This is a genomic window from bacterium (assembly GCA_026708015.1).
Classification (GTDB): Bacteria; Actinomycetota; Acidimicrobiia; order Acidimicrobiales; family Bin134; genus Poriferisocius.
The window spans coordinates 1-18,602 of sequence record JAPOVT010000054.1 but is presented as its reverse complement, the minus strand read 5'-3'; the positions used below and the strand labels follow the sequence as shown (position 1 = coordinate 18,602).

The 18,602-nt window shown below is 66.0% G+C and carries 21 protein-coding genes; 10 read left to right on the top strand and 11 right to left on the bottom strand.

Annotated elements, in window-relative coordinates:
- Positions 1-29 precede the first annotated feature (29 nt).
- On the top strand, positions 30-1,202 hold the full coding sequence (locus tag OXG30_12665) for an acyl-CoA dehydrogenase family protein (protein MCY4135744.1): 1,173 nt from the start codon (positions 30-32) through the stop codon (positions 1,200-1,202).
- Here OXG30_12665 and OXG30_12660 read toward each other — a convergent pair.
- Positions 1,199-2,005, bottom strand: a complete 807-nt coding sequence (locus OXG30_12660; protein ID MCY4135743.1) for an SDR family NAD(P)-dependent oxidoreductase — start codon at positions 2,003-2,005, stop codon at positions 1,199-1,201. The two genes, OXG30_12665 and OXG30_12660, sit on opposite strands and share 4 nt — an antisense overlap.
- A gap of 85 nt (positions 2,006-2,090) precedes the next feature.
- Between OXG30_12660 and OXG30_12655 the strand changes: the two genes are divergently transcribed.
- Genes OXG30_12655 through OXG30_12645 form a run of 3 tightly spaced genes read left to right on the top strand, consistent with a single transcriptional unit; the run spans position 2,091 to position 4,370 of the window.
- On the top strand, positions 2,091-2,933 hold the full coding sequence (locus OXG30_12655) for an SDR family oxidoreductase (protein ID MCY4135742.1): 843 nt from the start codon (positions 2,091-2,093) through the stop codon (positions 2,931-2,933).
- Between the two features lie 43 nt (positions 2,934-2,976).
- Entirely contained in the window at positions 2,977-3,828 is an 852-nt protein-coding gene (locus tag OXG30_12650; protein MCY4135741.1) for a TIGR03619 family F420-dependent LLM class oxidoreductase, read from the top strand.
- Positions 3,829-3,833: 5 nt separating this feature from the next.
- Positions 3,834-4,370 (top strand): LLM class flavin-dependent oxidoreductase, encoded by a 537-nt coding sequence (locus OXG30_12645; GenBank protein MCY4135740.1) that lies wholly within the window; start codon positions 3,834-3,836, stop codon positions 4,368-4,370.
- A 2-nt stretch (positions 4,371-4,372) separates the two neighbouring features.
- Here the strand turns inward: OXG30_12645 and OXG30_12640 are convergent, their stop codons facing one another.
- The 4 genes from OXG30_12640 to OXG30_12625 form a co-directional block, all read right to left on the bottom strand.
- On the bottom strand, positions 4,373-5,092 hold the full coding sequence (locus OXG30_12640; protein MCY4135739.1) for an RDD family protein: 720 nt from the start codon (positions 5,090-5,092) through the stop codon (positions 4,373-4,375).
- A 93-nt stretch (positions 5,093-5,185) separates the two neighbouring features.
- Positions 5,186-6,382 carry an RDD family protein gene (locus OXG30_12635; protein ID MCY4135738.1) on the bottom strand — a complete coding sequence of 399 codons (1,197 nt, stop codon included), beginning with the start codon at positions 6,380-6,382 and terminating at the stop codon, positions 5,186-5,188.
- 29 nt (positions 6,383-6,411) lie between these two features.
- Entirely contained in the window at positions 6,412-7,062 is a 651-nt protein-coding gene (locus tag OXG30_12630; protein MCY4135737.1) for an RDD family protein, read from the bottom strand.
- Positions 7,063-7,073: 11 nt separating this feature from the next.
- Positions 7,074-7,619 carry an RDD family protein gene (locus OXG30_12625; GenBank protein MCY4135736.1) on the bottom strand — a complete coding sequence of 182 codons (546 nt, stop codon included), beginning with the start codon at positions 7,617-7,619 and terminating at the stop codon, positions 7,074-7,076.
- Between the two features lie 61 nt (positions 7,620-7,680).
- Between OXG30_12625 and OXG30_12620 the strand changes: the two genes are divergently transcribed.
- A complete protein-coding gene (locus OXG30_12620) occupies positions 7,681-8,592 on the top strand; it encodes an alpha/beta hydrolase (GenBank protein MCY4135735.1) in 912 nt (303 codons plus the stop codon).
- Positions 8,593-8,653: 61 nt separating this feature from the next.
- On the opposite strand, the gene OXG30_12615 is transcribed toward OXG30_12620, so the two are convergent.
- The 3 genes from OXG30_12615 to cofC are packed head-to-tail and all read right to left on the bottom strand — an operon-like array spanning position 8,654 to position 10,948.
- Positions 8,654-9,625 (bottom strand): NAD(P)-dependent oxidoreductase, encoded by a 972-nt coding sequence (locus tag OXG30_12615; protein ID MCY4135734.1) that lies wholly within the window; start codon positions 9,623-9,625, stop codon positions 8,654-8,656.
- 22 nt (positions 9,626-9,647) lie between these two features.
- Complete coding sequence (locus OXG30_12610; GenBank protein ID MCY4135733.1) at positions 9,648-10,376, bottom strand: PIG-L family deacetylase; 729 nt, start codon at positions 10,374-10,376, stop codon at positions 9,648-9,650.
- A complete protein-coding gene (cofC, locus tag OXG30_12605; protein MCY4135732.1) occupies positions 10,373-10,948 on the bottom strand; it encodes a 2-phospho-L-lactate guanylyltransferase in 576 nt (191 codons plus the stop codon). Before cofC ends, OXG30_12610 begins: the two co-directional genes overlap by 4 nt.
- A gap of 88 nt (positions 10,949-11,036) precedes the next feature.
- Here cofC and OXG30_12600 point away from each other — a divergent pair, with 88 nt between their 5' ends.
- The 3 genes from OXG30_12600 to OXG30_12590 are packed head-to-tail and all read left to right on the top strand — an operon-like array spanning position 11,037 to position 14,149.
- Positions 11,037-12,095, top strand: coding sequence for an NAD(P)H-dependent glycerol-3-phosphate dehydrogenase (locus OXG30_12600; protein ID MCY4135731.1), 1,059 nt, complete (start codon positions 11,037-11,039; stop codon positions 12,093-12,095).
- Between the two features lie 19 nt (positions 12,096-12,114).
- Positions 12,115-13,461: a hypothetical protein gene (locus OXG30_12595; protein MCY4135730.1), complete on the top strand. Its 1,347-nt coding sequence runs from the start codon at positions 12,115-12,117 to the stop codon at positions 13,459-13,461.
- Positions 13,462-13,474: 13 nt separating this feature from the next.
- On the top strand, positions 13,475-14,149 hold the full coding sequence (locus OXG30_12590) for a ribonuclease HII (protein MCY4135729.1): 675 nt from the start codon (positions 13,475-13,477) through the stop codon (positions 14,147-14,149).
- A gap of 4 nt (positions 14,150-14,153) precedes the next feature.
- Here the strand turns inward: OXG30_12590 and OXG30_12585 are convergent, their stop codons facing one another.
- Both OXG30_12585 and OXG30_12580 read right to left on the bottom strand, forming a co-directional pair.
- Positions 14,154-14,573, bottom strand: coding sequence for a PIN domain nuclease (locus OXG30_12585; GenBank protein ID MCY4135728.1), 420 nt, complete (start codon positions 14,571-14,573; stop codon positions 14,154-14,156).
- Positions 14,574-14,780 carry a hypothetical protein gene (locus OXG30_12580; protein MCY4135727.1) on the bottom strand — a complete coding sequence of 69 codons (207 nt, stop codon included), beginning with the start codon at positions 14,778-14,780 and terminating at the stop codon, positions 14,574-14,576.
- 118 nt (positions 14,781-14,898) lie between these two features.
- Here OXG30_12580 and OXG30_12575 point away from each other — a divergent pair, with 118 nt between their 5' ends.
- Positions 14,899-15,219 (top strand): hypothetical protein, encoded by a 321-nt coding sequence (locus OXG30_12575; GenBank protein MCY4135726.1) that lies wholly within the window; start codon positions 14,899-14,901, stop codon positions 15,217-15,219.
- 15 nt (positions 15,220-15,234) lie between these two features.
- Positions 15,235-16,407 (top strand): hypothetical protein, encoded by a 1,173-nt coding sequence (locus OXG30_12570; protein ID MCY4135725.1) that lies wholly within the window; start codon positions 15,235-15,237, stop codon positions 16,405-16,407.
- A 240-nt stretch (positions 16,408-16,647) separates the two neighbouring features.
- Here the strand turns inward: OXG30_12570 and OXG30_12565 are convergent, their stop codons facing one another.
- Positions 16,648-18,345, bottom strand: coding sequence for an amidohydrolase family protein (locus OXG30_12565; protein ID MCY4135724.1), 1,698 nt, complete (start codon positions 18,343-18,345; stop codon positions 16,648-16,650).
- Positions 18,346-18,602 lie beyond the last annotated feature (257 nt).

Sequence of the window (18,602 nt, the reverse complement as noted above, 5' to 3'; positions counted from 1 at the left end):
GCGTTTCGGCAGGAATAGGGTGGCCGTCGATGTTCCTCGATCTCACCGAAAGCCAGCTTGACCTGCAAGCCGCCCTGCGCTCCTACTTCGACAGCCTCATGACCCCGGAGCGGCGGGACGCCCTAGGAGGTGAGCATGGGGGACCGGTGTACAAGGAGACCGTGCGGCAATTGGGCAAGGACGGCTGGCTGGGGGTGGGCTGGCCCAAGGAGTGGGGCGGGCAGGGCTACACGCCGCTGGAACAGCTCATCTTCTTCGAGGAGGCCAACCGGGCCGGGGTGCCCCTGCCGTTTGTGACCCTCAACACGGTGGGACCGGCCCTGAACGTATACGGCACCGAGGAGCAGAAGGCGTTCTTCTTGCCCAAGATCCTGGCCGGGGAGCTGCACTTTTCCATCGGCTACTCCGAGCCCACCGCAGGCACCGACCTGGCTTCGCTGAAGACCCGGGCGGTGCGCGACGGCGACGAGTGGATCATCAACGGCCAGAAGATCTGGACCACCGGCGGCCACGAGTCCGACTGGATATGGCTGGCTACCCGCACCGATCCCGATGTGCCCAAACACAAGGGCATCACCATCTTCGCGGTGGACACCACTCTGGAGGGATTCAGCCACACTCCCATCTGGCTCCTGGGCGGAGGCCACACCAACACCACCTACTACAACGACATCCGGGTGCCCGACTGGGCCCGCATCGGCGAGGTGAACGGGGGCTGGAAGCTCATCACCGCCCAGCTCAACCACGAGCGGGTGGGCCTCGCCCCGGCGGGCAACATCGACGGGCCACTGCGCCGAGTGGTGGATTGGGCCCGCCAGACCACCCTGGACGACGGCCGCCGGGTGATCGACCAGGAGTGGGTGCGCCTCGCCCTGGCCGAGGTGTATGCCCGCAACGAGGCGCTCAAGATGTACAACTGGAAGGTGGCCACCGCGCTGGAGGACACCGAGCTGAAGCCCGCTGATGCCTCGGCCATGAAGGTGTTCGGCACGGAGCTGAAGGTGAAGTCGTTTCAGGCGCTCATGGAGGTGCTGGGGCAGCGGTCGTACTTGGTGAAGGGAACGCCGGAGGCTGTTCTTGCCGGCGAGTTGGAGCGGGCCTATAGAGGGGCGCCGGTGGGAACCTTTGGCGGGGGAGTGAACGAGGTGCAGCGAGACATCATCGCCACCGCGGGGATGGGCTTACCTCGGTCTCCCCGTTAGAAGGTTGTCGTCTGGCCGCCGTTGGAGCGGAAGACGTTGCCGGTGGCGAATTTGCCGGCATCTGAGGCCAGGTAGAGCATGAGGTAAGCCTGGTCGATGGACTCTCCGAGGGCGCCGATGGGGGAGAGGTCTCGGGCGTAGTCCAAAAACTCGTCGTAGGCCTCTTGGTTGAGAGTTCCGTCGTCGTTGTGGAGGCGCCAGGTGGTGAAGGGGGTCAGAGTGCTGCCCGGCGCCAGGGTGCACACCCGGATGCCGTAGCGGCCCACTTCTAGAGCCATTGTGCGGCCCAGCATGGCCACCGCGGCCTTGGTGAAGGCATATACCCCGATGCCCTCGTAGGCCAGGTCGATGGCCCCCGACGAGATATTCAAGATCACCCCGCCGCCATCGTCTTTCATTGCTTTGACGGCGGCCTGGCACCCGTAGAGCACGCCCTTGAGGTTCAAGTTGATGCCGGCGTCGATGTCCTGGTCGGTGAGGTCTTCGATCAAGCCGGGGAACATTGCCCCCGCGATGTTGGCGATGATGTCCAGACCGCCGTAAGCGTCCACCGCACGGGCCACCAGCGCCTCGACCTCATCGCGGGAGGTCACGTTGCAGGCCTGGGCGATGGCCTCGCCACCGTCCTCGCGGATCCGCTTGGCGGTGTTCTCCGCCCCCTCGACGTCGAGGTCGCCGCACACCACTTTGGCCCCGGCCGCGGCGAACAACTCGGCTGTTGCTTCCCCGATGCCCGAGGCCGCTCCGGTGATCACCGCCACTTTGCCGTCCAGCCGGAATGCGTCCAGCGCGTCTGCCTTCATCAGATCCTCCTGTTACCTTTGCGGCTGCCGAGATCAATCAACCGCACAAGGCAGGCAGCCCCGTGCGACTCATCAGGGAGCAATCATGGCAGATGGCGTGAAGGGATACGGAGTGCTGGTGACAGGTGGGGGCACGGGAATTGGCCACGCCTGTGGGGCGGCACTGGCCGCCGACGGTGCCGCAGTCACAATCTGCGGACGCACCGAGTCGAAGCTGGCCGATTCGGCCGAGCGTATCGAGAAGGTGGCCGACAACGGGGGCAGCGTGGCCTATGTGGTGGCCGACGTGACCGACGAGGCCTCGGTCGCCGCGGCCATCGCTGCCGCGGCCGAGCCCACCGGGACGCTGAACGGCGTGGTGGCCAATGCCGGGGGCGGCGGGGGCATGGGTCCCTACCATGTGCAGGACACCGACGAGTTCTTGCGGGTGCTGCATCTCAACGTGCTGGGCACCATGCTCACCATAAAGCACTCGGTTCCCCGGATGAGGTCCGCCGGGGGAGGGTCGTTCGTGGGCATGTCGTCGATCGCCGGACAGATCACCCACCCCTATTTCGGGGCCTACACCCCCGGCAAGGCGGGTATCGAGGCCATGATGCGCAACGCGGCCGACGAGTACGGCCCGGCCAACATTCGGTTCAATGCCATCCGCCCCGGGTTCATCGCCACCGAGATCATGGAAGGCATCCCCCGCGACGGCGACGTGTACGAGAGCTACATCGTCAACACCCCTATGGCCGACGTCGGCCAGCCCGAGGATGTGGGCCATTTGGCCCGGTTCCTGATCGGGCCGGAGTCCCGGTGGATCACCGGGCAGTGCATCAACGTCGACGGCGGTCACAGCCTGCGACGGGGCCCCGACTTCGGGCCGTTCATCGCCCCGGCGCTGGGCCCCGATGTGATGCTGGGCGCTCTGCCCGAAGCCTGATCGGCGGGGGCAAGGCAGCAGGCGCGATGCGAGGGGAGAACTAGTGAAGTACTACGCCGCGGTGATGTTCGAGGAGACCGACCAACTGGTGGACATCGCCCGGGCCGCCGAGGCAGAGGGGTTCACCGGGGTGGCCCTGGCCGACCACGTGGCCGTGCCCGCCGGGTTCGCCTCGGTACACCCGTCGGGGGAGAATCCCTTCGACCACACCTCGCCGTTTGCCGACCCACTGATCACCGCGTCGGCCATGCTCAGCGCCACTACCTCGCTGGAGGTGCTCACCTACGTGTACATCCTGCCCATGCGCGACCCGTTCTCGGTGGCCAGCCAGGTGGCAACCCTGTCGCTGTTGTCGGGCAACCGGCTCCGGCTGGGCATAGGAGTGGGCTGGCTGCGAGAGGAGATCGAGCTGCTGGGAGCCGACCCCCGCACCCGGGGGCGGCGCACCGATGAGATGATCGAGATCTGCCGTCGCTTCTGGCGCGACGGCACCGCCGAGTTCCACGGCGAGTTCTTCGATTTCGGCCCCACCGGGGTGTATCCCCAGCCCGAAGCGCCGGTCTCCATCTGGGTGGGGGGCAAGTCGGAGGCCGCTCTGGCCCGGGCGGTGCGCAACGACGGCTGGGTGGGCATGAACTACGACCTGCCCGAGATCCACCAACTGCTCGACCGCCTGGGCGAGCTGCGCCGGGAGGCCAGCAAAGAGGACGGGCCCTTCGAGACAATGGTCATCCCCAACGCCGACCCGTCACCCCGGCTGCACGACAAGATGAACGAGCACGGGGTCACCTCCACCATCGCCATGCCCTGGTACCCCGGCGACCAGTCACACGCCTCCATCGAGGCCAAGCGGGACGCCCTGGGCCGCTTCGCTGACGCCTTCATCCGGCGCTGAGGCCCGTGTCAGCTCAGACCGCACCCCCGATGGCCAAGGGCTCGGTGTCGCTGCGGCTGTACCCCCACGACGGACCGGCCGCTGAGCAGTTGGACGAGGTGCGCGAACTGGCTCGGCGGGCGGTGGAAGTGGGCTACGACGGGGTCATGGTGTCGGAGCACCACGCTGGCTTCCCGGGCTATTTCCCCAGCCCCCAGCAGATGGCCGGGTTCTTGCTGGCCGCCATGCCATCAGGGTGGGCTGCGCCCTGCCCGCTGCTGCTGCCCATGAAGCCCTACGCGCTCATCGCCGAGGAGGTGGCCTGGCTGGCGGCTGCCTTCCCGGGCCGGGTGGGGGCGGGTTTCGCATCCGGGGCGCTGCCAGTGGACTTCGAACTGGCCGAGGTGCCGTTCGACGAGATCACCCCGCGCTTCAAGCAAGCATTGCCCCTGGTAGTGGCCGCGCTGCGCATCCGCAACCAGCTCGATCTACACGGCGACCTGGTTGAACGGCTCAAGTCGTTGACTGGCGATTCAGATTTCTCGGGCCCCGGTCAGGGCTGAGCCTACGGCTTCGATACGACCAGGGTCCTTGCTGCTTTGTCGTGCCAACCCTGTCGATCCCGATCCCACATCAGGGCCAGATAGCAGAGGAGATACAGAATCTCCCCAATGTACGAAAGGTAGAAGGCGGGAATGAGCAAGACCGCGGGCAATGACCAGCGGATGATCGACTGCCCCCATGCGGGAGCGCGACCCCATTCAGGCTGGAAGAGGTCTTCGGCTCGCACTACCTGTGTTCTGGTTGCCATCTTGCCGAGTGTCTGGCCCTTCAATGCGGTCAGTCCGATTTCGTAGATTGCGCTGAACAGGAGCGGTACCCAAAAGAGCCCGTCCACACTCTCGGCGTAGTCCTCTAAGGCGTCAGAGTTGTATTCCTCGCCTACCGGAATGGGCTTGATGTCGGTGAAGTGAAGGGCAAGCAACAAAGCAATGGTCAGCAGAAAAAAGAAAGCAAAATCGATGAGGCGACCGCCAAAACGGGCGGTGCGAGAGGCTAGTTGGACCGGCTGGCCGGACGAGAGATTGGCTTGGTTGGCCGTTGCTCCTGAGACGCCGGCTGGAGGAGTAGAAGGGCCCTGAGGTGGCCTCAGGTTCTCCGCCCCAGTGAGGGGATCCAAGGATTGGACCCCGTTGTCGGCCACGTACTCTGTCCACTCCTCCCCATCCCACCAGCGGTACTCGTGACGGGTCGTGGGGTCCGACTCCCAGGCAGGGTCGCTCATGCGGAGGCCAGGCTACCTCGTGATCGACTATGCACCAGCGGTCTAGATCACCGCACGGAGAGTGGTAGTCGGACTAGACGGCCCGAGAGTCGGTCAGCGGGACTGCTTCACCACTACAAGGGTGCTCCCGGCCATGTCATGCCACCCCTGACGGTCATTGCCCCAGGTGAGAGACAGGCGGCAGAACAGCGTCACCAGCCACCCGATGAACGGGATAAGCAGCAACAGTCCCGGTATGAACCACCGTCGGACCGACCGGATGGGCCCTGGCCTGTCTCCGTTGTCTTTGCGGATGACGTGGATCCCGGTGGCCATCTTCCCCAGGGTTCGCCCCCCCGCCGAAATCATTGTGACCTCATACAGCAGGCCCACAAGGAACACCGGAGTGATGGCGAGCCAGTAAAACCTCAACCCAGACCATGACCCATAGTCCCAAAAGCCCAGGGCTTCGAATACAAGGATTGTGGGAAAGAGCAAGGCAAGCCAGAACACGACCATGATCGCGAGGTCGACGAGCCGAGCACCGAGCCTGGCGCCGGGGGTGGCCAGCAGCACCGCCTGGCCGGTCTTTGTCCGAGACCAGGTCGCCTTGGGCGATGCAGCCCGGTTGACTTTCACCACCATGGTTCCCGCGGCCAAGTCGTGCCACCCCCGGCGATCGCGGTGCCAAGTCAGGGCGAGGTAGCAAAGAAGGGGCAAGATCAACCCAGCGAACGGGATCAAGCCCAGCAGGCCGGGGACAGACCACCGGCGCAGCGCCATGCCGAGAGTGGGGATGCTGCCGTCGTTGGTGTTCACCATCTTGATCCCCGCGGCCATCTTGCCCAGGGTCTGGCCCTTTGTTGCGGTGAACGCGACTTCATAGACGAAGGCGATGAACAGGGGCACTCCGAAGGCAATCCACTCTCCAACGGTCGGTGAGGATACGAAAATGCCGCCGACTTCGCCCCAGTCGATGTCACCTTCTGTTGTGAAGTATGCGGGGAAAGCAATTTGTGTCGTGACCAGGAATGAGTCGATGATCCTAGCCCCGAGCCGGGCCCCCGGGCTGGCCAGCGTCACGCTTCGCCCATCGCCGAACTCGGCCATCCGGCCGCCGTACAGGAATTGTCCGGCTTCGGTGGTCTCTGACCCAGCCGGCCCAGAAGGGGTGGGTAGGGAGTCGAGGCCAGTGACCGGGTCGCTGTTGGCAACCCCGTCGTCGGCGACATGGTGGGTCCATCGCTCGCCGTCCCACCAACGGTACTGATGGCGGCCGGAGGGGTCAGGCTGCCAGGCTGGGGTGGTCACAGCTCAGATGGGGACGGCCAATCGTCCAACTAATCGTCTTCCCAAATCTGCGACGAGGGGTGGGAACGGTCGAAGAGGTGGTTGGGGTCGTGAACCACCACCGTCTTCAGCATCATGTCCCATAGTGCTTGATTCCGCCTGCTGACAAGCAGGGCGATTGCATTGGCCAATAGCCAGATAATGCTGAATCCAGGAAAGATCAACCCCAAGGGGATGCCTATGAGTACGCCCAATACAAAGTTCCGCAGAGCCATCCATCCCCAGTTAGCGGTTCTCCGTTCCTCCAACCGCACGACTCGCATCCTTAGCAATTGTTTGGCCGGGGTCTGGCCGCGTGCCCAGACGATGAACATCCAAATGATGTAGCCAATGCCCAGGGTGACAATTGTCAGCGGGATCTCAAGTAGGTACGCCCCGAACCGCCGGCCCTTCGACGCCAGCATCGGAATCGGATCGGGGAACCGCGCCCTAGAATCGGGCACAGATACTCCCGGGAACGAGCCTGGAGGCGGAGGCAGTACTGGCGGGGACGTTTGTCGGGGAATCCTCGCCTCATCGGCGCTGACAGGATCAACCGACTGCACACCGTCGTCGGCCACTTGATCAGTCCACTCCTCGCCATCGAACCAGCGGTACTGATGACGTCCTGTCGGGTCGGGCTCCCAGGCTGAAACACTCACATCAATGCACGCTAGCGGGAAGATTGGCTAGTAATAGTTCGGCGTGACTGGTACGGCGGCGCTGGCCCGGTCTTCAGCACGTGGGTGCCGGCAACCTTGTCATGCCAGCCTCGGCGATTGCGGTCCCAGACTGGGGAGAGGTAGCAAAGCAACGCCAGGAAAATGCCCGCGTAGGGGATGAGGAGGAGCAAGTATGGAATGGCAAAGCGTTTGGCTGACCTCTGCCATCCTGGTCGAAGAGTGCTGTTCACTTGAGTAACGCTTATGCCCATTATGAATTTGCCAAAAGTCTGACCCCTGGTCGCAACCAAGGCAATCTCATAGACTGCCGCGATCACCGCGAAGAGCGCCGACCACAAGAAAAATTGAAGTGTGGATGCGTCGTCTTCAAAGGAAGATCCCCAGGCAGACCGCTCGATGACAGTCAAAACGACTCCAGCTGCGAACCAATCGACGATTCGAGCTGCCAAGCGATGGCTGCGGGGGGCAAGCTCCAACCGTTTACTCTCGTCCAACGCAGACTTACCGCTCGCATCGGAGGTTGAATAGTCAGCCATTCGACTAGACACACTAATCCCTGACGCCGATTGGCGGTCGGCGTCGGATTCAAACAGAGTGATGTCGATGACGGGCTACGACGAGTTCTCCATGTTGGCGGACAACGCCGCTGAGGTGGGGCTCGACTGGGACGGGCCGCCTCCAGTGGAGCGTCGCCGGGTGGAGTTGCCCGGTGGGCTCGGTTTGAGCGCCATCGTGTGGGGGGATGCTTCGGCCCGGGTGGTGTTCATTCACGGGGGCGCTCAGAACGCCCACACCTGGGACACCGTGGTGCTGGCGCTGGGGGAGCCCGCGGTGGCCATAGATCTGCCCGGCCACGGGCACTCCGATTGGCGGCCTGAGCACGACTACTGGCCGCCTTCGATGGCCGACGACGTGGCGGTGGCGATTCGGGAGCTGGCCCCGAAAGCTGAGCTCATTGTCGGCATGTCGCTGGGGGGTTTGACCGCCATCTGCCTGGGGGCCCGTTACCCGGAGCTGGTGCCCTCGTTGGCGGTGGTGGACGTGACTCCCGGCACCGACCACGCCAAGGCCGAGCCCATAGTGGAGTTCATCTCCGGACCCCAGGCTTTTGAGAGCTTCGACGACATCTTGGGCCGCACCATGGAGTTCAACCCCACCCGCACCGAGTCCTCCCTGCGGCGAGGCATCATCCACAACGCCTTCGAGCAATCCGACGGCAGCTGGACCTGGCGGTGGGACCCGGTGCGGGACTGGAAGCTCACCGACCCGGACAAGCCCGGTGCCGGCAGCCCGGAGTTCTCCGACCTGTGGACCGCGGTGGATGCGCTGGGGTGCCCGGTAGTGCTGTATCGGGGGGCGGATTCAAGCGTGGTGGGCGATGAGGACGTGGAAGAGCTCCTGCGCTGCCAGCCTGATGCCGAGGTGGTCGTGGTGGCCGATGCGGGCCACAGCATCCAGGGCGACCAGCCGATTGAGCTGGCCCGCCTATTGGCCTCCCGCCTGGGTTAGTCGTTGCCGTAAGCCGCGCTCAGACGCTCGGAGCCGCTGATGGTGGGTGTCGCCGAGGGGGTTAGTCGTTGCCGTAGGCCGCGCTCAGACGCTCGGCGCCGCCGATGCCGGGAGCGGGTTGGCCGCCGGGATAGCGCACCTCGAAGGCCCCGGCCAGGCCGTCTCGCCAGCTCACCTGGCATGGGCCGGTGAGCGAAATCCGCTTGGCCGGATCGGCGCCCGCACCGGGCTGGGAGCCCGGGAATACGTCGTAGATGACCTCGGGCATCTTGCCCGAGAGCTCGCCCAGCAGCATCACCCAGTCTTCGGCTTTGACGTGCTCGTCCCCGCCCCAGTTGACCACCGTGGCCGGCACCGTGGCCGCGGCCAGAAGCGGCTCCACCTGGGCGTTCATGTCGTCTTGGTGGATGGGGGAGTAGGGCGAGGGGGCCGGTGCCCGCAGCCGGATCGGCTGGTCGCTCATCAGCCAGTCCATGTGGTACACCGGCAGCCCGCCGTTGGGCCCATAGCTGGCATTGATGCGGGCGATGGTGGTGGGCAGGTTCAAGGCCCGGGCCATGGTCCGGGCCACCGCCTCCCCGCCGATCTTCGACATCGAGTAGGTGGGGGCGTGGACGGCGTGGCAGTCGCCGATGCGGTCGGTCTCGGCGTAGAGGTGCCACGGGTCGGGATTGGGGTGGTACACCGAGCAGGTTGAAGCAATGAGCGCGGCCTTGGCCTTGTGGCAGTGGGCCATGAGCAGGCCGGTGCCCTCGGCGTTCACCTGGATGGCCCAGTCGTAGTCAAACCCCTGGCTCTGGAAGGCGGCCATGTGGACCAGGTAGTCGAAATCGTCGGGCAGCATGGAAAAATTCCCGTCGGCCATGTCCACCACCTCGGTGTGAACTCCGGCGGCATCCACCATCTCCCGGCTACCCTCGGCGCTGAACCGGGCGATTCCCCACACCTCGTTGTGCTCGGCCAAGTAGGCGGCCATGGGAAAGGCGATCTGGCCGGTCATGCCGGTGATGAGGATCTTCTGGTCTTGCAGCATGGGAGTTCCTTACAGGTCGGGGCTACAGGTCGTCGATCAGTTTGAACAATTCGGCCGAGGCCAGTCCGGCCTCGACTCCTGCCACGGCCAGCTTGTCGGCCACCCACGAGTGGAATCGGGCTAAGTCGGCATCGCCGGGGTCGGGGGGTAGGTCCAGGGTGGTCTCATACTGGCTGACGAAGGCCTCGATTGCACTGGCCTTGGCCGCCTCGAAGCCCGCGGTGTTCTCGGCGTGGTCGGGTTCGTCGGCCTCGAACAGCAGCAGGGCGTCGGGGCGGTGGGGGGCCATTCCCAGTTCGGGGAAGAAGTGGGGGTCGCGGGCGGCCACGATGCCGTCGACGGTCAGCCAGCCGGCGTGGCGATGATCGGGATGAAGCCGCCATCGCCGCCATGGGTCGTGGCCCAGCACCACGTTGGGGCGCAGGGTGCGGATCCACGAGGCAACCTGTCGGCGGGGTTCAGGACCCGACTCCAGCTCCCCGTCGACCCATCCCAGGAAGACCACATCGGCTACCGCACCCAGCCGCCGAGCCGACTCGCGCTGCTCGTCTTGGCGCACGGCCACCAGCTTGTCCAGGTCGGCATCCGGATCCCAGGTGCCCTTGGAGCCGTCGGTGCATACCAGCAGGCTCACCTCGCAGCCTCGGGCGGCCCATTTGGCCAGTGTGGCCCCGGCCTTCAGCTCGATGTCGTCGGGGTGCGCGCCGATGGCCAGCGCCCGTTCGGGGGTGGACAGGTCTTTGGATTTCATGTCCTCACGGCCAATTCGGTGAGGTCGGCGGGAAGATCGATATCGAGTCCGAAGGTTGAGTCGCGCAGAATCCTCAGACTGCGCCCCAGCCGCTGAGCCTCAGCCAAGTGGCGAGCGAACGAGCCCCGGCCGTAGGAGAACTCAAATGGGCAGTCGGTGGGCAGGGCGATCACGTTGGTGCCGTCGTTGTGGCGGTCGGGCACCAGGGTGATGCCGGGCCAGTCGCCCAGCGGGGCCAGCGATCCGGCCAAAGGCAGGTCTCCATGGGCCACGATCACCCGGTCGAACTCGGCCTCTTTCAAATGATCTACCCCGCTGCGCACCGCGCCGTTCAGCCCGGTGCCGGGTCGCCACACCACCTCAGCGCCCACGGAGTCGGCCCAGTCCCGCACTCCGCTGTCATCGCACACCACCGCCACCGGCAAGGGCGTGGCCGACTGAACTACGTGGGTGGCCATATCGCGGGCTAAGGCGGCCCGCTCGGTGGCCCCTAGAGCGGGTGCCAGCCGGTGCTTTGCCTCCGCAAAGGCCTTCACCGGAATCAACACCGCCACCGTCGGCCTTGGACTCACCCGTGGGAGTCTACGGCCATCCAGTCTCTCGGCCTATACGCGGCACCGCTGGCTAATTCTCGACCCGACCCGTCTACGCTCAATGCCTATGTCGAACAGGGTTGCGGTCATCGGCGGAGGGTCGTGGGGCACCACGGTTGCCCATCTGGCCGCGCATAACGAGCCCACCGTTCTGTGGTGCCGTGATCTCAAGACGGCTGGCGCCGTGAACGAGCACCACGCCAATCCCCGCTACCTGGCCGGCTTCGACCTGCATCCCAGTCTGCGGGCCACCACCGACTTGGAGCAGGCCGTGTCGGAGGCCGAAGTGGTGGTGATGGGTGTTCCGTCCTCGGTATTCCGACCGGTCATGGAGAGGGTGGCTCCTCACTTGCGCCCGTGGGTGCCGGTGGTGAGCCTTACCAAGGGGCTGGAGCAGGGCACCCGTCGGCGCATGACCGAGATCATCAACCAGGTGGCCCCTGCTCACCCGGCGGGGGCGCTCACCGGTCCCAATCTGGCCAAGGAGATCTTGGCCGGCCACGCCGCCACCTCGGTCATCGCCATGGCCGACGACACGGTGGCCACCGCCCTTCAAGGGGTGTTCACCACCGACCTCTTCCGGGTCTACACCAACGACGACGTGGTCGGCTGCGAGTTGGGCGGCACCCTCAAGAATGTGATCGCTTTGGCCTCGGGCATGGTGGACGGCCTCGGCGCCGGGGACAACACCCGGGCCGCGGTGATCACCCGGGGCTTGGCGGAGATGGGCCGACTGGGCACCGCCATGGGCGGACGAGCCGACACCTTTGCCGGGCTGGCGGGGATGGGCGACCTTCTGGCCACTTGCATGAGCCCCCAGAGCCGGAATCGCCATGTTGGCGAGCAGCTGGGGCGGGGTCGGAAGCTCAAGGAAGTTCTGGCCGAGATGGACCAGGTGGCCGAGGGAGTGTTCACCGCCGGGGTGGTGGTGGAGCTGGCCGCTGAGCACGGCATGGAGATGCCCATCAGCGCCGAGGTGTTCGCCGTGGTCAAGGGAACGAGAACCGCCGCTCAGGCGACAAGGGTGCTGATGGGGCGCCAAGCCCGCCCCGAGCCGGAGGACAACAATTTCAAGAAGTCACGGCTCCGCCGTATCTGGCGGTTCGTCACCCGCGCCTCTCGATGATCAGCGCACTCCACTCACGGTGAGCAAATCGCTCGACGTTCTCGGTGCCCCGGGATGGGGGGAGGTAGATGCCCGAGGTTTGGTTCAACCGGGCAGCAGGGAATGGACGCTGGACTGGTGGGTGGGCGCGTCCGACCGCTGGCACCGGGCATCGCAGGAGGCCGCAGTGCGCCAGAGCGAGGTGGGGGCCGGTGCGGTGGTGGAGACCCGCATGAAGGTGCCCGACGGAGATGCGGTGCAGCGGGTGTGGGCGGTGGCCGCTGGCGGGGGACCGGCGGTGGCGGTGGTGGAGGTGGGCAACGAGGCTGCCACCGCCTTCGCGGTCGCACTGGTGGTGGAGGCTCCGGGGGCGGTGCTGACGGTACACCAGGCTGGGGTGGCCGTTGGTGGACAGCCGGTGCTGGTGTGGGATCGTCCCCCGGCGGGGGCCGCGGTCGGGCACGATGCGGTCGAGGCTCTGTTGGAGGTCGAAGGCGGGGCAACGACCGGGTTGGAGGGGAGGGGTCGCGACGTTGCCGCCCTGGTGTGGCCGCTGCCTCATACCGCCCGGGTGGCGGTCAGCGCATCGCTCGGCCGGGGATCGTTCCCGCCGCCCTCCGACCTGCCCGATGCCGATGCGGTGCTGCGTGGTTGGCAGGCCCATCTGGACCGGGGGGCACGGATCGAGGTGCCCGATGAGGGCTTGGCCCGGCGCATCGATCGCAATCGACGCCGCTGGCTGGGGCGTACGGGCCGCATGGAGACGGCCGACGTTGTCGAGCTCTGCGAGCTGTCGGTGCGGCTCGACCACCACGGCTACCACGACGACGCCGAGCTGGTGCTGGACGAGGTCGCCGCCCGTTGGACAACTGAGGCGCCGACCGAGCGGCTGAGGGCCCTCACCGTCCATCACGACCTCACGGGTGACCAACAGGCTGCGGTTCGATTTGTCGAGGCTGCGGCCGAAGCGGTTGAGGCTGCCGCCCGGATCGGCGCAGAGGTGCCGGTGGCACCGGTCGAGCGCCTTCTGATCGCCGCAACCCAGGATCGGGCCGCTCAGGACCTCCGCCGTCTCGACCTGAGGCCGGCTGACCCTCCGTCCCAAGGGCTGCGGGCCGAGCTGGTGGCCGATCACGAAGACGAGTTGCTGGTGGCCCCCGGCTTTCGACCGGCCTGGAAAGGCGGGCCCTTGGCGGTCTACGGTCTGCCCACCCGGTTCGGCCCAGTGTCGTATGCGGTGCGCTGGCACGGTGCCCGCCCGGCGCTGTTGTGGGAGCTGGACTGCCGCCCAGGCCAAAAGCCGGTCACCCTTCGAGCTCCAGCCTTGGACCAGAGGTGGTCGAGCGACGAACCGACCGGAGAAACGCTGTTGGCCGCATCCCGCTAGCTACCTTGAAGAGATGCGGGCCGCACTCAAGTCGGCTGCCCCCACCCTGGCAATTGAGCGCCGCCTGTGGGCCGAGGGCCACCAGGTTGTCGTGGGCATGGACGAGGTGGGCAAGGGCGCATGGGCGGGCCCCCTCACCCTGGTGGCCGCGGTACTGCCCACCGATCGGAGGGTCTACCGCGTACGGGATTCCAAGCTTCTGACCGAAGACGAGCGGGAGGGGCTCTACGACCGGATCGTCGATTGGTGCGTGGCCTGGTCGGCGGGCCACGCCAGCAACGACGAGTGCGATCAGCTTGGCATGTCGGCGGCTCAGCGACTGGCCGCTCGGAGGGCGCTGGACGGGCTGGGCCTAGAGGCCGACGCCGTGCTGGTGGACGGCCGGTGGGACTTCGTGGGCAACGGCAAGACCCGGGCACTGGTCAAAGGCGACGTCGCCTGCCTGTCCATCGCCGCGGCGTCCATCCTGGCCAAGGTCACCCGCGACCGGCTCATGCGGTCCGCAGCCGTCGACTACCCCGACTACTGCTTCGACTCCAACAAGGGCTACCCCTGCCCTCGCCACCGGGCCGCCCTGGCCGCCCAAGGCCCCACCCCCCTTCACCGCCGTTCCTGGGCCTTCATGGACAACCTCGGCTGGGCCCACCTCCGCATACCCTCCGGCCCCGACACCGCCTTGCCGTTCTGAACAGTCAGTCGGCAGTGCCGCGCTCAACTATCCACTGGTGGGGTTGGCCGGTGATGGCGGCGACGCGCTCGAAGTCGGCGTCGTAGTGGAGCACGGTGAGTTGGCGGGCTTCTGCTGCTGCCGCGACGAGGGCATCTACCAGTGATAGCGACCGGTGCTGGCCTGACTGAGCCAAGAGGCCTTGCACCTCGACTGCCCGTCTATGGTCGGCATCAGTGGTTGGAATATGGGGGAAGGCGGCCAGCACTTCCATGAGTTCTCGGTGATCGGCGAGGCGTTGGGCGCTGAATCCGAGTTCGAACGCTACCGGGGCGCACACCGCGATGCGTCCCTCGGCGATCAGGGGGGCAGCAGTGGAGGCGACAGTGGGCTTTGACAAGCGGGAAAGGGCGCTGGTGTCAGCCAGAAAGAGGGTGCGCGGCAACTAGTTGTCCCCGCCCCAAGCAGTCTCGACGGCATCGAAGTCGAAGCGCTCGGGCTGGCTGAGCAGACCGATGAGCTCAAGGCGCCGCTTGGCGTTGACGATCTCGAGAAGAGAGGCATGAATGGTCTCACGCAGCGTTTTCGTCCCCAAGATTTCCGCCGCCTGCTGGGCGATATCTCTATCTACAAAAACAGATGTCTTAGCCACTAGCTCAAGATATCAGAACCGCTAGCACTATCGTCGAAATAGCCCACCTGTTTATGTCCACTTGGCGAAAGGGATGATGTCGGTCCGGCTGCGGGTACCGGGTACGATCTCGGGGCGTATGGGACAGCCGGTGACTGTTGTGGAGAGGGCGACTAGCCGCCCGGGGGTGATCCGCTATGAGATCAACCGGAGCATCACCGGTACCGGCCATGAGCACTATTCGGTGGGGCGGGAAGTTGCCGGGGAGCGGCCGGTGGACGAGCTGGCCCGCCGCCTGTTCGACCGGGGCGGTATCGACGCCATCCACGTGAACAGCAACATCATCACCGTCGATTTGGCCAAGGGCGGCACTCGGGACGGCATCGACGATCTGATCGCCAACCTGTTCATCTACTACGGCCCCGGCGTCGAGGTTCCCACTATTCCCGAAGGGGACTGACGGGCGGCGGAGGCGATGACCTCTCGTCGCGAGGCAGTCGAGCGCTGGTTCATCCGGCGGGGCGTTCCCCACGTCATCCACGACTATCGGGCTACCACCGACGTATTCACCCGGGCGGTGCCGTTCCTGGCGCTGGTGTTCCTGATCGAGATATTCGCCTCCTTCGGCGACCGGTTCGACGGCTGGGCCCAATTCGGGGTGTTCTGGGCCGGTGCGGCCATTGCCCTGGGAGCAGTGGCGGCGGTCAACGGGCTCAGGGGGCGACGGCTGTTTCAGCTTCCCGACCGGGTGGGCGCCATCGAGATGGCGGTGTTCGTGCTGATTCCCCCCGTGCTGCCGGCCCTGTTCTCCGACGACCGGTTGTCTGATACCGCCGGTCTGGCGGTGATCAACATCGCCCTTCTCGTGGGGGCCTATGTGGTGGTTAGCTTCGGGCTGCTTCCCATGCTGGTTTGGGCCGGGGCCTACTCGGCCAACCAGATCGCCCTGATCGGCCGATTGGTGGGGCGGATTCTGCCGCTGCTTCTGGTGTTCAGCGCCTTCTTGTTCTTGAACGCCGAGGTGTGGCAGGTGGCCCACAACTTCACCTGGCCCTTCTACGCCATCGTTTTGGGGGTTGTCGGCCTCATTGCCCTCGGCTCGGTGGCAGTGCGGGTGCCGTCTGAGCTGGTGGGTCTGGCCCGGTTCGACAGCTGGGATCAGGTATGCCAGTTGATCGACGGGTGCGATTCGCCGCTGGCCCCGGCTGAGCCGCCCACCGGCTTCGCCGCTTCGGATGTTCCGCCCCTCGACCGCATGGATCGGGTGAACCTCGGGCTGCTGATGTTCGTCGCTCAAGCGGTGCGGGTGGTGCTGGTGGGGGTGGTGATCGGGGCGTTCTATGTGGCCTTCGGTCTGCTGGCGGTGAGGGAGGCCACCATCGTGTCGTGGGTGGCCTCGGATGCGCTCGACCCCCTGGCCCGCTTCGGCTTGTTCGGCAACGAGCTGGTGCTCACCTGGGAGTTGCTAGGGGTGTCGGGTTTCATTGCCACCCTGTCGGCCCTTCAGTTCGCCGTGTCAACCATCGTCGACAAGGCCTATCGGGAGCACTTCTACGACGATATGGCCCACGAGGCCCGAGAGGTGCTGGCCACCCGGGCCCTGTACCTGGCCGAGCTCAGCCAGGAGGCCGATCCGGGAGACGGTTAAGGTCCGCAGGCAATCTTCTGGAAACCCAGGGAAATCCACAGAATGAACCGATAATGCCTCTTATGGTCCACAGGGTGTCGCGCCTATAGTCGCGATTGAGCCGGGACGGGCAACACCGCACTTAGCAGGGAAGCGCCGCTCGTCCCGGCTCAATCTTGCGTCCCTAGGCACGCTTGAATGAAGGATAGCGGCTGCCATCTATCGCATTCAAGCTCTCTGACCAGGCGTGACGCGCCAAATTCAGCCGACCGCTGAGTTGCGGAGGAATTCGCCGGGGAGCGCCCCGGTGGACCGCTGGTCGGCCCAGGTGGGCACGCCGTTGACCACGGTGGCCCGATAGCCGGCCGGCTTGCGGCTGTAGCGCCAGCTGCCGGTGGGGAGGTCGTCTACCCGGACCTCGTCGCCCAGATCGATCTCGTCGAGGGCGAACACGGCCAGGTCGGCGGCGGCCCCCTCGGCCACCACCCCCCGGTTCGGTATCCCGAAGAACGCGGCCTGCTTTCCGGTCACTGAGTACACCGCCTCCTCGGTGGTGAGCAAGCCGAGGTCGCGCACCATCGAGGTCAAGAAATAAGTGGCGTCGCCGGCGCCGACGAACATCTGGATGTGAGCGCCGGCGTCCGACGCCCCGTTCACCGTCATCGGGGAGCGGGCCATCTCCGCCAGCGTCTCGTTGTCCACCGGCTGGGGCTGGGTCTTGAGGTGGGTGTCCATGTTGTTGTCCAGCAGCCAATCGGCCACTGCGTCCGAGAGATGCACGCCCCGGGCCTCGGCCAGATCGGCGATGGACCGCCCGGTCCACTCGGCGTTGCGGGGTTCATCGGAGGCCAGCAGGATCATGTGGGGGCGGTTGATGGGCGCCAGGGTGTAGGTGCAGGCGTCCCAGTCGTGGCGGGCCCGCTCTCGCCAGGCGTCGTCGCGGAGCATGGCCATCTTGGCCTCGTCGCCGTCCACGTTGCACAGCTCGTGCCACGCTTCCACCCCGCTCCACATGATCGACCGCTCGAAGTGGAGGTTCACATACCCGGGCCGCACCGAATACAGCGTGGCGATCTGGCCGCCCTCGGCGTTGAGCCGCTCCACCAGCTCGAGGGAGATCTGGCGCTCTTTGGCCCGGTTCTCCTGGGAGAAGAAGCCGCCCCAGTTGGCCCGGATACCCCGATCCCGGCACAGCGCGGCCATTCGCTCCATGTCGCCGGGGAAGTGCTCGAACTCGAAGGCCCGGGGCACGAACTGGAAGGTGGCGCCGGGGTGGGCGGCCACCACGTCGAGCAGGTCGCCCCACTCCTGGTCGTCGGCCATGCGGCTGGGCACCAGCCGGTTGTGGCGGTCCAAGTCCATCAGCGAGGTGGAAAGCCCGAACGCCCCGGCGGCCAGCCCCTCGTTGAGCAGTTGGGCCATCTCGGCCCGCTCGGCTTCGGTGGCGGTCCGCTCCCACGCGTCGGCGCCCATCACCCACATCCGCAGGGTCTGGTGAGGGAAGAAAGCGGCCACGTTTAGCGCCGTGGGGTGCTCGTCGTTGGCGGCCTGGTACTCCGGCCAGGTCTCCCACGTCCACGGGATGGCCGTCTCGAAGGCATCGGTGGGGAGATCCTCGATGAAGCACATCAGCTCGATGAGCTGGTTGCGGTCGGCTTCCCGTAGTGGGGCTAGGCCCAGGCCGCAGTTGGCCAGCACCACGCTGGTGGTGCCGTGCGACGGCATGGGGTCGATGTGGGGGTCCCACCACAGCGATCCGTCGTAGTGGGTGTGGGGCTCGATGAACCCCGGCGTCACCAGGGCGCCGCCGGCGTCGATCTCCGGCTCGCCGTCGGGCCGTAATCCAGGTCCCACTTCGACGATCCTTCCCGAGCGCACCCGCACATCAGCCTTGAACGAGGGTGCGCCGGTGCCGTCCACCACCGTTCCCCCGCGAACCAGCAAATCTCCTGAAGCCATGGGTGAACCTTAGGGGCTGCGCGGATTGGCGGGGTATGTGGGGTTCCATATAGAGCATGTCTCCACGAAAAGGGGGGAACCTCGATTTGCCGGTTGACTGGCCTGCCTCTAGCTTGGCGCTCTGTGACTCTGCTTTTTGATCTGTTTGGCAATCGGCGGCCCCGGGGAGCGGTCGCTGCGCTCGCGGTGGCGGCGGGCTTGCTGGTGTCGCTTCTCGGCGCCGCCGGGGCCGGCGCGCAGCCTGCATCTGAAGCCCA

What these genes read in the sequence shown, in the direction of transcription:
- OXG30_12665 (MCY4135744.1), top strand. Translation starts at nt 30, where the DNA reads ATGTTCCTCGATCTCACCGAAAGCCAGCTTGACCTGCAAGCCGCCCTG.
- OXG30_12660 (MCY4135743.1), bottom strand. Translation starts at nt 2,005, where the DNA reads ATGAAGGCAGACGCGCTGGACGCATTCCGGCTGGACGGCAAAGTGGCG.
- OXG30_12655 (MCY4135742.1), top strand. Translation starts at nt 2,091, where the DNA reads ATGGCAGATGGCGTGAAGGGATACGGAGTGCTGGTGACAGGTGGGGGC.
- OXG30_12640 (MCY4135739.1), bottom strand. Translation starts at nt 5,092, where the DNA reads ATGAGCGACCCTGCCTGGGAGTCGGACCCCACGACCCGTCACGAGTAC.
- OXG30_12625 (MCY4135736.1), bottom strand. Translation starts at nt 7,619, where the DNA reads ATGGCTGACTATTCAACCTCCGATGCGAGCGGTAAGTCTGCGTTGGAC.
- OXG30_12620 (MCY4135735.1), top strand. Translation starts at nt 7,681, where the DNA reads ATGTCGATGACGGGCTACGACGAGTTCTCCATGTTGGCGGACAACGCC.
- OXG30_12615 (MCY4135734.1), bottom strand. Translation starts at nt 9,625, where the DNA reads ATGCTGCAAGACCAGAAGATCCTCATCACCGGCATGACCGGCCAGATC.
- OXG30_12610 (MCY4135733.1), bottom strand. Translation starts at nt 10,376, where the DNA reads ATGAAATCCAAAGACCTGTCCACCCCCGAACGGGCGCTGGCCATCGGC.
- OXG30_12600 (MCY4135731.1), top strand. Translation starts at nt 11,037, where the DNA reads ATGTCGAACAGGGTTGCGGTCATCGGCGGAGGGTCGTGGGGCACCACG.
- OXG30_12590 (MCY4135729.1), top strand. Translation starts at nt 13,475, where the DNA reads ATGCGGGCCGCACTCAAGTCGGCTGCCCCCACCCTGGCAATTGAGCGC.
- OXG30_12575 (MCY4135726.1), top strand. Translation starts at nt 14,899, where the DNA reads ATGGGACAGCCGGTGACTGTTGTGGAGAGGGCGACTAGCCGCCCGGGG.
- OXG30_12570 (MCY4135725.1), top strand. Translation starts at nt 15,235, where the DNA reads ATGACCTCTCGTCGCGAGGCAGTCGAGCGCTGGTTCATCCGGCGGGGC.
- OXG30_12565 (MCY4135724.1), bottom strand. Translation starts at nt 18,345, where the DNA reads ATGGCTTCAGGAGATTTGCTGGTTCGCGGGGGAACGGTGGTGGACGGC.